Raw genomic sequence first — 12,977 nt, 5'->3', positions numbered from 1 at the left:
GCGTGGGAAATTCTGGAAAACACCAACGCGGTGATTGAACGGTATCGCGAAGTCACCATTTCGCTGGATTATTACGGCGATAGCGTGGTCAATTCGATGGCCGATCTGACAGCAATGTTTGTCGGCTTCTGGCTGGCTCGGCGTTTGCCGGTCTGGGCCAGCGTTGCGATTGTAATCGGGTTCGAGGTTCTGACCACCGCCCTGATCCGCGATGGCTTGACCCTGAACATCATCATGCTGATTTCCCCGCTGGATATTATCCGCGACTGGCAGGCGGCACTTTAGGGCCTGATATGCGCGTTTAGTCCCTTGCATAGGGATCACTTAGCGCGGGCAGAATGGTGCCGGAACAATCACCAAAACCTATCCGGTATCCGTCACCTTTTGCCGCTCCAGTCAGGGTCAACGTATCGCCATCCTCCAGAAAACTACGGGTCTCGCCACTGTCCAGCGTCATTGGTTCTTTGCCACCCCAGCTAAGTTCCAGCATCGATCCACGCGCCGATTTTTCAGGGCCGGATATGGTGCCCGACCCCAGCAGATCACCCACATTCATCGGGCAGCCCGACGTGGTGTGGTGTGCCAATTGCTGCGCAGCTGAATAATACATTTCACTGTAATTGGTGTGGGTGATGGTGGTTGTTGCATTGGCACCCTCGGGGCGCAGCGCTGCCGAAAGATCAATATCATAGAGCATCGGCGAGGGTTCTTGCAGGTAAGGCAGCAGTTCCTTTTCGCGGGCCGGTGTCGGGGTGCGAAACGGCTCTAACGCTGCCGAAGTCACGATCCACGGAGATATCGTAGTAGCGGTTGCCTTGGCCTGAAACGGGCCAAGCGGCTGATACTCCCACGCCTGAATATCACGCGCGGACCAGTCGTTCAGCAGGACATAGCCAAAGATCATCGCGTCGGCCTCGGCCACCGTCACAGGACCATCTGACGCCTGCCCGACAATCGCCCCCATCTCCAATTCCAGATCGAACCGTTTGCAGGGCGCAAAATGCGGCACATCTGCTGTTGGCGGTTTCAACTGGCCCCAAGGGCGGCGCACGTCGGTGCCGGACACCACGATGGATGAGGCCCGACCATTATACCCAATCGGGATATGCAACCAGTTCGGCGGCAGAGCATTTTCGGCCCCGCGAAACATAGTGCCAACATTTGTCGCATGGTGACGACCTGCGTAAAAATCGGTGTATTCCGAAACCATAAACGGCATATGCATGGTCGAGCTGACCAAAGGCACCAAAGCGGGTTCAACGCGGGCGTGGTCAGGCGACCCATCGGCCAACAATTCAATCAGTCTGGCGCGGAAACTGGCCCAAACATCCGGCCCTAGCTCCATAAGTTCGTTCCAGAATGGCAAGTCCAGCACTGGATCAATATCCAGTTTGATCATGCCTTCTTCTTCCAGCCGTGTCACATCCAGAATCATATCGCCAATGGCCACGCCGCAGCGGGGTTCGATATCATCTGTGGAAAACACCCCGTAAGGCAGGTTGTTCAGTGGAAACTGGGTATCGGCGGAATTGGCCGAGGCGACCCATGATTTCAGCAGTTTGGTCATAGTGGTTCCTTACTCGGGTGTTGCGTCTGGTTGGTTTTCTGGCTGCGCTTCATCAAAAGCAGGCAACGCCAGACAGTTTTGCTCAATTTCAGTCAGGCGGGCGTATGGGGTCAGGTCCAGCCCCCAGCGCCGCGCGTTGTAATACTGTGCGGTCAGGCAAATATCGGCAAAGCCCACTGTATCACCAAAGGCAAAGGGCGTGTCCGGCTTGATCATCTTTAGCAGGGCATCAAACCCGGGCTTCATCCAGTGGCGCATCCATTCGGATTTGTCCGCAGGCGTGGCGCCAAATTTTGCCCCTAGATGCTGCACAACACGCAGGTTATTGACGGGGTGTATGTCCGCCGCGATCACCAAAGCCGCCGCTTTGACATGGGCGCGCTGGATCGGGTCAGCGGGCAACAGGGCCGGCGTGGGATACGTGATATCCAGATATTCAACAATCGCTAGGGATTGCGTCAACGCGGTGCCATCCTCCAGAACCAAGGTGGGCACCAGTTGCGATGGATTCAGCGCCGCGTAATCGGCTGCATGTTGTTGGCCCCCGTCAGCAACCAGATCAACTGGCATAGTTTCAAACGGCACCCTCTTCATGTTCAGTGCGATACGAACGCGGTAGGCAGCCGTTGATCTCCAGTAAGAATAGAGCCTCATTTCACCCCCTTGGTGCCATCAAATTTCTTATCCAGCGAATCCCAACAGTCGATATAATCGTCCTGCACCGGTGCCTCATTGGCCGCAAAATCGGTCAGATGTTGCGGGAAGCGGGTCTCGATCATAAAGGACATGGTGTTGTCCAGAAACTCTGGCTTCAGCTCGGTATTGCTGGCCTTTTCAAACGCTGCATTGTCCGGCCCATGCGGGATCATCATGTTATGCAGAGACATACCACCAGGCATAAACCCGTCCGGCTTGGCGTCATAAATCCCGTAAATATTGCCCATCAGTTCCGACATAATGTTCTTGTGATACCACGGCGGGCGGAAGGTATCTTCTGCCACCATCCAACGCTCGCGAAACAGCACGAAATCAATGTTCGCCGTGCCCTCAACACCTGAAGGTGCGGTCAGGACGGTAAAAATCGACGGATCGGGGTGGTCAAACAGCAGCGCCCCGACGGGGGAAAATGTGCGTAGGTCGTATTTGCAGGCGCAATAATTGCCATGCCACGCCACCACATCCAGCGGCGAATGGTCGATGAAGGTTTCATGAAACTGCCCGCCCCATTTCACCACCACACGGCTGTCGGCATCGCGGTCTTCAAACGCAGCAATCGGGGTTTTGAAATCGCGCGGGTTGGCAAGGCAATTGGCCCCGATCGGGCCGCGCCCGGGCAGGTCAAATTTTTGGCCATAGTTTTCACACACAAACCCACGCGCAGGGCCATCAATCACCTCGACCCGAAACACCATACCACGCGGCAGGATGGCGATCTCTTTTGGCTCCAGATCAATGACGCCCAGTTCAGTGCAAAACCGCAGGCGGCCCTCTTGTGGCACGATCAGCATTTCGCTGTCGGCGGAATAAAAATATTCGTCCTGCATCGACTCAGTGATCAGATAAACATGTGTCGCCACGCCCACTTGCGTGTTCACATCCCCCGCCGTGGTCATCGTGCGCATACCGGTGATGAACGTCAGCGGCTGATCGGCATGGGGGATCGGGCTCCAGCGATATTGACCCAAAGACAGAGTATCAGGATTGATATTTGGCGCCGATTTCCAATACGGCAAATCAATGCGCGAAAACCGCGATGTGTGGCGCACGGACGGGCGGATACGGTAGCACCATGTGCGCTCGTTCTGCCCGCGCGGGGCGGTGAATGGTGTGCCAGATAGCTGTTCAGCATACAATCCATAGGCGCATTTCTGCGGGCTGTTCATGCCTTGTGGCAACGCATCCGGCAGGGCCTCGGTTTCAAAATCATTGCCAAAGCCGGGCATATAGGCATTCGTATTTTCATCGCGGATTAGCCCGCTTGCGGGGGTCTGGGATGTCATGACGTCTCCTGTCTTCAACAATCGCCTTACGGCAATCTATGGCGCATTTCCTGTTGTGAGGGTATCGTTGCACATGCAACGAAGTCAAGCGTTGTTGGAGGTTGATCCGGCCTGCAATTCGTGCAGTCATTGCAAATGTAACTAACGCGAGGTTTCTGCCGGTGAGTGATTTTGATCTGGACGTATTTCTACCCTACCAACTGGCGGTTCTGGCGGCGCGTGTTAGCCACGGGTTTTCAGACCTGTATCAACAACGTTTCGGCATAACGATCCCGGAATGGCGGGTCGTGGCGCATTTATCGCAAGCGGGGTCAGTCAGTGTGCGCGAAATTCATGAGCGGGTGGATATGGACAAATCCAAAGTGTCCCGCGCCGCATCCCGGCTTGAGGCGGCTGGCTATATCAGCAAAAAAATAAACGACAATGACCGGCGGCTGGTTGAACTGGAACTGACGCAAAAGGGGCAAGATATGATCAATGAGCTCACCCCGATCGCACAAGAATACGAGGCAACGGTATTGGCCACATTGGGCGAGCATGCACCGTGCTTTCGATCAGCATTAGACACGTTATTAAATGAAAAGGCAGCGAAATGACCGACATTGTAATATTAAGCGGGGCGCGCACTGCAATCGGAACATTCGGCGGCTCGTTGGCAGGTGTTACGCCTGTTGAACTGGCCACTGTTGCGTCCAAGGCAGCGCTGGATCGAGCCAGCATAGACCCCGCGCAAATCGGACATGTGGTGTTTGGCAATGTGATCAACACCGAACCGCAAGATATGTATCTAGGCCGTGTGGCCGCTATGAATGCTGGTATCCCAGATAGCGTGCCCGCAATGAATGTCAGCCGTTTGTGCGGGTCTGGTGCACAGGCAGTTGTGTCGGCGGCACAGAGCCTAATGCTGGGCGATTCCGATTTCGCACTGGCCGGCGGGGCCGAATGTATGAGCCGAGCACCCTACATTATACCCGCAGCACGGTGGGGGCAAAAGATGGGTGATATTAGTTCGCAAGATATGTTGTTGGGCACGCTGAATTGTCCGTTCGGATCGGGGCATATGGGGATCACAGCGGAAAATGTGGCGGCCCAATACGGGATCAGCCGCGAGGATCAGGACGCCTTTGCATTGGAGAGCCAAACACGGGCGGCCAAGGCGATTAAGGGCGGTTTGTTTGAAGAGCAGATCGTTCCCGTTGATGTGAAGGTCCGGCGCGACACGCTGGAATTCAAGGTCGACGAGCATCCCAAGGCAACTTCGGCAGAGGCTCTGGCAGGCTTGCGAGCCGCGTTTCAAAAGGACGGCACAGTGACAGCGGGCAACGCATCCGGCATCAACGATGGTGCTGCGGCACTGGTGTTGGCGCGGGAGGATGCGGTGAAAAAGGCTGGATTAGAGCCTATTGCGCGCATCATTGGCTATGCCCACGCGGGAGTGCGGCCCGACGTGATGGGTATTGGACCGGTGCCAGCGGTTCAGGCGTTATTGGCCCGCTCTAGCCTGACCGTGGATGATTTCGACGTGATCGAATCCAATGAGGCGTTTGCCGCGCAAGCCTTGGCAGTAAACAAGGTTTTGGGGCTGAATCCGGCCAAGGTAAACCCGAATGGCGGCGCGATTGCGCTGGGGCATCCAGTGGGGGCGACGGGGGCTTTGATCACCGTCAAGGCACTATATGAACTGGAACGGATCGGCGGCAAACGGGCGTTGATCACCATGTGTATTGGCGGCGGTCAGGGGATCGCGCTGGCGATTGAACGGTCCTGAAATTGCTATATGAATTCCATATGACTCGCATATGAAAACCATATGAATTTTAGTCGAGTTGAATCTGCGCCCGTGCCGCACGCCCTTTGGCGTCGATCACTGAAAGTGACACAAATCCGGGGCCGGTGATTTCCAGAATTGACTGGCGTTCGTAGGTGGCCACATCAAACGGTTTACCATTGGCGAGCCAAGTGAACGGCGCGATACCATCGCGAACTTTGACCACCAAAAATCCGCCATCCGCTTCGACTGCGGCGCCATCCGGCGGGAAGGCAACAGTTGGGGCATCTTTGGACCTCTCGAACAGCGCGTTGCGACCACGGAACCGTTGCAACGGCAGGGGCAGTTCGGCATTGCTGACCATTAACGTGGCGGGCGGTGGGGGGCGCAGCGGGGTCAGCACCGGTTTGATCCGGCTGAATACCTCGAACAACACTGGTGCCGCCAAATCACCGCCAAACGCACCTGGAACCGGCGTGCCATCAGCACGCCCCATCCACACGCCGACAACATGCTGGCCATCAAATCCTAACGCCCAAGCGTCGCGATTGCCATAAGATGTGCCTGTCTTATAAGCCAGCCGGTTGCGTGGCGCATTGGGCGGCGGGGTTAGACCCGACAGAATGTCCGCGACATGCCATGCGGCCACGGGAGAAATCAGATTTCGGCCTGTTTGGGTCGGATTAGAGCCTGTTTTCCAAGTCAGCGGGCGCGGTGTGCCGCCTTGGGCCAAGGCGGCATATAGCTGGGTCATATCCGCAAGGGTGACACCTAAACCGCCCAGCGCAATTGCCAGACCAGGCTTTCCACCCGGCACCACAGGCTCCATTCCTGCACGACGCAAGGCCGACATCAGTTTGGCCGGCCCAATCGCTTCGGTCAATTTGATCACAGGGATATTCAACGACAGTTGCAAGGCACGGCGCACCCGCAGGGTGCCGCGAAACTTGCCGTCGAAATTCTGCGGAAAATACGTGCCAAATGCGGTGGGCGTGTCGTCAATCAGGGTTTCGGGATGAACCAGACCTTGGTCAAATGCCATGCCATAGATCAACGGTTTCAGGGTGGAGCCGGGCGAGCGCAGGGCGCGGGTCATATCGACAAAGCCAAGGCGACTGTCGGCGCGGTAGGCCGAGGAGCCGACCGAGGCGAGGATTTCGCCGGTTGTATGATCTGCCACGAGCATTGCAATTGACATCTGCTCGCCACGCCCGCGCAGGGCCGTGGTGGCGAGGGTTTCGAGCTGACGCTGAAGGGTTGCATCAAGGGTGAGTTGGTGGATGGATTGCAAAGGGTTTTCAGCCAAGGCGCGGTCGGACAGATGCGGAGCGATGGCGGGGAATTGGTATTTTTGAGCCGGAATAGGCTCTAATGTGGCACTATCAGCCGTATCGCCCGTAAGTATTCCCGCCCCCATCATACGGGCCAGAACACGGGTGCGGGCCGTTTGGGCGGCTTTGGCAAAACGATCGGGACGGCGGGTTTCCGGCGCTTGTGGCAAGGCGACCAGCAGCGCGGATTGCGCTGGCGTCAGGCGGCGTGGGTCTTTGCCAAAATAGGCGCGGGTCGCGGCGCGCACACCTTCAAGGTTGCCACCAAAGGGCGCGCGGTTCAGATAAAGGGTGAGAATTTCATCCTTGGTCAAGCGGCGTTCCAGCGCCAGCGCAAGACGGATTTGGCGCAGTTTGCCGGACCATTTACCGGTGCTGCCGTCTTCCAGCAGTCGCGCCACCTGCATGGTGAGGGTTGAACCCCCAGATACGATTTTACCGCTGGTTAGGGCCTGATAAGAGGCGCGGAGCATCGCCACAGGATCAACACCGGCATGGGAATAGAATCGTTTATCCTCGTAAGCGATCAGCATGTTGATGTAGTCGGGATCAACACTATCCAACGTAGCATTCAGCCGCCAGCGCCCATCGGCAACGGTATAGGCACGCAGTAGGATGCCGTTTCGGTCCAACACTTCGACCGAGGTTTCAGCCGTTAGGCGCGGCAGCTGGGTTTCATCCACCCACGTATCAAACCTGTCCCGTGCTATGGCTGTCTGCAATAGCCCCAGCGCAAGGATCAGAAGGGCGTGGCGGCGGATCATTCGGTGACCGTGATCTGCCCCGTTTCAGAATGGGCGCGGTATTGGGGGCGATACATATCCTCGACGCTCGCCGCTGGATGGTGGTAGGTGCCCGGTGAAATCGCCCGCACGATATAGGCCAGATCGAACGGATCATCCTTGCGCCAGTCAACGGCGGCAAGGAAGCGATCCGCGCGGAACTCCGTGTTGCGCACATTTGGCGTGACCTTTAACCATTCCAGCATGCTAAGATCACCGCCCGATATCAGGTTCGGGTTGTCGATCTCGAACCCAGCAGGCAGCGGGTCATTCACCATCAAACGGCCCTCGTTATCGCTGAAGGGTGAAATCGTCAGCACCACTGCCAGACGGGTGCCAACGGGGTGGCCGCTTGGATCTGTCGCGTTGCCATCCATCGTGTAGTAGCTGCGCATGATCGCATAGCCGTAGCCACTGGCGGGCTCGGGTTGTTCGGGAACGCCGAAGGTGGTCATCGTTACCAGTTCATCGCGATCAGTGCCGTTGCGGAAGGCAAGACCGGTGTTGGTCGCCCCATCCTCGAGCACACGGACCAGCGGGCCGACCACGGGTTCACCGTTCACGGTAAATCCATTCACCGAGGGATCATTGATCAGGGCCTTGACCGCCATCAGGGACCACATGGATTCCTGCGTGGAGTGGTATTGGTCGTTGGCATAGCTGGTGGAAACCCGATAGGCGAGGTCGGCGCTGTCAATCGCTGTGCTGCCTGCCTCAACGGCGAGCGCCAGAACCGCAGCGCCATCACGCAGGTGGGTGCCGTAATCAGAGCGCCAGTATTGGGTTTCGTCCGCCTCCCAATTGCGGCCAATCATCCGTGCAGCACGGGCAAACATCGCGTCGGCACGGGGTTGATCGCCATAACTGGCCAGTGCCGCGCCCAGTTGGGCTGCGGCCATTGGCGTTGCGAAATCGCCGCCCTTGGCATCGGCGTAATAGCGCAAGTCACCCACATTTGCCGCGCCTTCGCGGGCAAGGACAAACAGCGCATAGGCCACGTCTTCGCCGCCACTATCAAAGTCCGGCGCATAATTAATGCGATTGCGCAGGTTATCGACTGCTGACCGGAAGGCGCGGTCTGGCACGGTGAACCCTTTGGCGCGCGCACGGCTAAGGAAATCGGTGACGTATGAATCCAGCCAGAAGTCACCGGATGATGGGCCCCACAGACCAAAGGCACCATTGCTGGCTTGGTTGCTCAACACGCGTTCAATCGCGTCATCTACGCGCTCGCCGATTTTCTTGCGGGTGCCTAGGCCCATGACCTCGGCCACCTCGTTCAGATACAACAGAGGCATGGCGCGGGATGTGGTTTGTTCGGTGCAGCCGTAAGGGTAGCGGTCCAGTGCGGACAACAGGCCGGGCGCGTCAAATTGTGCCAATGCGCCGACTGACAACATCGCCGATCCGGAGCCGGATTTGAAACCGGTGAATACGTTGTCATCCAAAGTGAACGTATCGCCAGCAGCCAGCGAGAAGCGGCGGGTGCGGGATATTTCGGGGTCGTTCACCTCGACCGGAATAATCAGCGGTTTGGTCAGACGCGTGCCATCCGGCGTGGTTAGGGTCACATTTATCTTGTGCGTGCCCACATCCACAGCGGTGATCGGCACCGACAGGGTGGTTTTCTGCAAATCGCCCAGCGTGATTTCGCGGGGTAAATTGGCGGTGCTGACGGCGATGCCTTGGCCCGTAACCTCGAGCTCCATTTTGCCGGATGGGCCCGTCGCGTGGGTGATTTCCAGCAGCATGCGGGATGTGTCCCCAGGTGCCATGAAGCGCGGCAGGCTGGCGGTGACCACAACGGGGTCGCGCACGAGCACGTCTTGTTCCGCCGCGCCAACACCCGAGGCAGACCAGACCACAGCCATCAGGCGCACAGTGCCGTTGAATTCGGGCAGATCGAAACTGGCGTGTGCGATGCCATCGGCGCCAACCGTGACAGGACCGGAAAAATAGGCGACCAATTCTTCGGTCGGTGGCGGCGATTGCATACCCATTTCGTTGCCCGCATCCCCGCCGGAACGGATTGCCCCCATCGCGCCGTTCATTCCGTCAATCAGACGGCCATAAACGTCGCGCATTCCCATGCCCAGTTTGCGCTGGCCAAAGTAGTGGTTGGGCGCATCGGGGCTATCAAACCCTGTCAGGTTCAGGATGCCCAGATCAACGGCGGCGATGGTGGCATAGGCAGCTTCGCCTGCTTTGATGCCATCCACCTTTAGCGCCACCTGAAGCGGGGCGCGGGGCGCAGATTCGGCGGGCGTGTCAAACGCGGCTGACAGTTTGCGCATGCCCGGGTCGACCGGCGCATAGGACAGGCCCAGCGCACGGGCGGGGTTGTGACCAGCAGTGGCATCCATCGGGCGGATCACGGTGGCGGTGACATAAGCGCCAGCGCCCCATTGATCCGTGACAGCCAGCGGGATCAGATTTTCGCCCTCAACCACATCAACCACTTTCATATCAATCAAGCGACTCGACATCACCGTAATCAGCGCCTTGCCTGCGTAACGCGGCACAACCCGCAAGGTAGCGGTTTGCCCTGTTGCATAGGCGGGTTTGTCTAGTGAAACCTCGAGCGTATCAGGCGTGCTGGACGCATCTGCCGAGGCATACCAACCGGCGTAGAAATCCGTTGATGAGGCAACGTAAGTGCCATCACTGCGTTCCACCTTGATTTCGTATTCACCCCATTTCACAGGGGCGGAAATGGTGATCGGTTGACCGTTCAAATCGGCGGTGCCGCTGGCCACGCGTTTACTGGTCTGAATCTCCTCCCAATTCCAGTTGCCGTATTGCTGATACCATTGATAGCGGGTTTTCACGCGGTTGACGGTCCATTTGACCTGCATCGGGGTCTGAGCTTCGTCCTGATCAATCGCAATGATCTGGAAGCTGGCGTCTGTATCTTCCTCAACGACATCCTCGAACATCGGTTTGATGCCAATCATCGCACCATCAGGCGCCAGGCGTTTGGTGATCTGGCGCTCGACAGGGCGACCGGAACCTTCAGCGATACGCACGGTGAATCGCGCCTCGAGCGGACGCGAGGCGTCTTCGGCCTTGGGGAATTCGACGGGAATACGGGCAAAGCCCGCGTCATCCGTGCGTAGGTCACCCTGCAAGGTTTTAATCACCGGATCAAACCGCTCGCTATGACGGCCAAAGCTGTAACCAGGATAGGCGGTCAGACCATCAGTGGCCCGCACCAGCACCTCGCCCTCGATCGGCAGATCGGCGGCAGGGGCGCCAAACAGATAGCGGGTGTCAGCGGTCAGCACTGTGCCCTCATTCAGCCGCAGCGGGGCGAATGGCAAGGTCAGATCGAAATCAATGCGTTCGGGCAGAAAATCCTCAACCAGAAAACTGGTGCTGGCAAGGGCTGGCGCGTCAACGTCAGTGAACAGCGCCAACTGCCAAGTGCCGCGCGGCACCAGTGGGCCGATGGGCATGTTAAAGATGTGACCACCGACAACGGCGGTATCGCCAGTCGACAGATGGCGGCTGTATTCCACACCATCGGGGCGGGTCAGGATCGCCGTGACCGGCAAGCCAACGATGGCATTGGCGGTGGCGTCACGGGTCAGTGCAGTCGCGTTCACCGTTTCACCCGCACGATATGCACCGCGATCTGTGGTCAGGAACATGTCGATGTATTTGGCGGGCTCGCGCCCTTCGACCCCACGATCCGACAGATCGAATTCTGGATCGGTCAGGGATAGGAATGCAATATCCTTGTCGGCCTCTTTGGCAACAATCAGGGCCGGTTTTGCCCCACCCGTACCACGCGCCAAGGCATCGGCAAACAGCGCATAACCGCGTTTATCAGTCACTGTTTCAGCCAAAACAGCGTTTGCTTTAGACAGTAGGGTCACGGTGATACCTGCACGCGGTTCCGCATCGCCCAGACCGCGCACAAAGACGTGGATACCGTCTGTGCCGCTCATGCTGGCGAGGCCCAGATCGGACAACACGAACCACTGGGTCGCTGCGGCGTTTTCATATGGATCAGATCCAGGAACGCGGGCTTGCAAGGCGTAGACACCTGGCGGCAGATCATTGATCACATCGCCCATTGGCAGGCGGGTGGTCATATCCTTGTTCAGCGTCATTTGCACCTCGCCAGTGCCGCGCCATAGCTCCTCGGCGACTTGGTTGGCAAAGTTTTCTTCCTGCCACGGTGACAGGGGGCGACCGAAATAGCTGTCTTGCATGGCGCGCAAAAGGTTGCGGTCGCTAACACGGCGCAGCACCAGATCAAGTTCAGTGACATTGACGGTTTCAACAGGGATGCCCGCGTTGGCGGATTTGGGCAGCACATAGGCGCGGCCCGGAAATTTCGCGGTTGGGCTGCGATCATTCACATAGAGCGACAGGTTGACCGCCTCAAGCAGGGTTTCGCCCGATTTCGCTGGCAGCCCCTCGCGCAGAGTCAGGTCATAGCGTTTGCCATGCTCTACGCCCGATACGCACAAACGGTTGCCTTCGGCCTCGACCGACAGATCATTTTGCGACAGGCGCACGTAGGGGGTGTAGTCAACCTCGCCCGCTGCCAGTGGTTCGGAAAACTGGGCGCAAATGCGCGGTTCGGCCAGATCGCTTTCAATGTCATGGTCGGTTATTTTCAGGCCGTATTTTCCAACGGCATATTCCAGTTTTGCCTGCAGTCGTTGTGTTGGGGAAATCGTCTCGGCCAAACGCAAGGCTTTTAACATATCCTTGTTGCGGCCATTCTTTTCCAGCGCATCGGCCATCGCCAACAGCGAGGTTACCTTTTCATTGTCGGTGCTACTGCGCAAATAGGCATTTATTGATGCCAGCATTGCGCGGAGCCTTTGTTTGCGCCGCTCACTATAATCCCCTGAATCATTCAGAAATGCCGCGCGCGAATATTCGACCCACAGGTCCGATACATCGCTTAGGGTCAGGGCCGCGCCAAAATAGTATTGGGCGCTGCTGTTATTGCTGCCAATTCTGTTCCGACCGCTGCGCCACAAGGACAGCGCATCTTCGCCTTGTGTATCGTACAGGATGGCCAGTTCTTCGGCGAAATCCTTGGCCGCTGTAAATTCGGCCCGATCCAGAAATGATAATTCCGATGCCCGCGCCGATGCCGCCGCAAGGATTTTCGGGTTCGTGTCCATTACCCGCGCCGAAATCGCACCGACGTAGGGCTGTGTTTCAGTCACTTCGCTTTTCGGGAAACATGAACTCGAGCGGGTGTTGAAGGTAAATGCCTGACACCGTGCATCCGTTAAACATGCCTTTTGGCAGGCGGGCAGGGTTGTATCAAATATCGACTGTAAGTCAGAGCCGTAAAAATCCAGATCACGCGTTATCGCAAGGCGACGGTCAGGGATTAAATCATTCGCCCATAGGGATGTGGTGAACAACAGTAAAACGGCGACGGCTTTGACGAAAAGGCGCATAAATAGTCCTCCTGAATATAACGCCCGATGGTTGCACAGCCACGCGGCAGTGGCAATCGGTTCTTGGGATGAAAATAGTTGGATCTGTTAAGATATT

Annotated in this window: 8 protein-coding genes; 3 read left to right on the top strand and 5 right to left on the bottom strand. The window is 57.4% G+C overall.

Annotated features, from left to right (window positions below; translation table 11 throughout):
• The coding region (locus ACWB12_RS09820; protein ID WP_479529900.1) for a DUF2585 family protein at positions 1 to 285 on the top strand (285 nt) is incomplete at its 5' end.
• A gap of 16 nt (positions 286 to 301) precedes the next feature.
• Here ACWB12_RS09820 and fahA read toward each other — a convergent pair.
• From fahA to hmgA, 3 genes are read right to left on the bottom strand one after another with little or no spacing between them, the layout of a single operon-like run.
• Entirely contained in the window at positions 302 to 1,567 is a 1,266-nt protein-coding gene (gene fahA / locus ACWB12_RS09815; RefSeq protein WP_479529899.1) for a fumarylacetoacetase, read from the bottom strand.
• 9 nt (positions 1,568 to 1,576) lie between these two features.
• The gene (maiA, locus tag ACWB12_RS09810; protein WP_479529898.1) at positions 1,577 to 2,221 is read right to left on the bottom strand and encodes a maleylacetoacetate isomerase; all 645 of its coding nucleotides are present in this window, start codon (positions 2,219 to 2,221) and stop codon (positions 1,577 to 1,579) included.
• A complete protein-coding gene (gene hmgA, locus ACWB12_RS09805) occupies positions 2,218 to 3,567 on the bottom strand; it encodes a homogentisate 1,2-dioxygenase (RefSeq protein ID WP_479529897.1) in 1,350 nt (449 codons plus the stop codon). The genes maiA and hmgA overlap by 4 nt, the downstream gene beginning before the upstream one ends.
• Before the next feature lie 161 nt (positions 3,568 to 3,728).
• On the opposite strand from hmgA, the gene ACWB12_RS09800 reads away from it, so the two are divergent.
• Positions 3,729 to 4,163, top strand: a complete 435-nt coding sequence (locus tag ACWB12_RS09800) for a MarR family winged helix-turn-helix transcriptional regulator (RefSeq protein ID WP_479529896.1) — start codon at positions 3,729 to 3,731, stop codon at positions 4,161 to 4,163.
• The gene (locus tag ACWB12_RS09795) at positions 4,160 to 5,335 is read left to right on the top strand and encodes an acetyl-CoA C-acyltransferase family protein (RefSeq protein WP_479529895.1); all 1,176 of its coding nucleotides are present in this window, start codon (positions 4,160 to 4,162) and stop codon (positions 5,333 to 5,335) included. Before ACWB12_RS09800 ends, ACWB12_RS09795 begins: the two co-directional genes overlap by 4 nt.
• Positions 5,336 to 5,384: 49 nt before the next feature.
• On the opposite strand, the gene pbpC is transcribed toward ACWB12_RS09795, so the two are convergent.
• Entirely contained in the window at positions 5,385 to 7,430 is a 2,046-nt protein-coding gene (gene pbpC, locus ACWB12_RS09790) for a penicillin-binding protein 1C (protein ID WP_479529894.1), read from the bottom strand.
• Positions 7,427 to 12,880 carry an alpha-2-macroglobulin family protein gene (locus ACWB12_RS09785; RefSeq protein ID WP_479529893.1) on the bottom strand — a complete coding sequence of 1,818 codons (5,454 nt, stop codon included), beginning with the start codon at positions 12,878 to 12,880 and terminating at the stop codon, positions 7,427 to 7,429. The genes pbpC and ACWB12_RS09785 overlap by 4 nt, the downstream gene beginning before the upstream one ends.
• Positions 12,881 to 12,977 lie beyond the last annotated feature (97 nt).

This window comes from Profundibacter sp., from assembly GCF_056498605.1.
Note: the sequence above shows the minus strand (reverse complement) of the source record. Positions and strands in the feature narration are given on the sequence as shown.

Bases quoted from the DNA above. Each gene is read 5' to 3' on its own strand.
- fahA (WP_479529899.1), bottom strand. From the start codon at position 1,567: ATGACCAAACTGCTGAAATCATGGGTCGCCTCGGCCAATTCCGCCGAT.
- maiA (WP_479529898.1), bottom strand. From the start codon at position 2,221: ATGAGGCTCTATTCTTACTGGAGATCAACGGCTGCCTACCGCGTTCGT.
- hmgA (WP_479529897.1), bottom strand. From the start codon at position 3,567: ATGACATCCCAGACCCCCGCAAGCGGGCTAATCCGCGATGAAAATACG.
- ACWB12_RS09795 (WP_479529895.1), top strand. From the start codon at position 4,160: ATGACCGACATTGTAATATTAAGCGGGGCGCGCACTGCAATCGGAACA.
- pbpC (WP_479529894.1), bottom strand. From the start codon at position 7,430: ATGATCCGCCGCCACGCCCTTCTGATCCTTGCGCTGGGGCTATTGCAG.
- ACWB12_RS09785 (WP_479529893.1), bottom strand. From the start codon at position 12,880: ATGCGCCTTTTCGTCAAAGCCGTCGCCGTTTTACTGTTGTTCACCACA.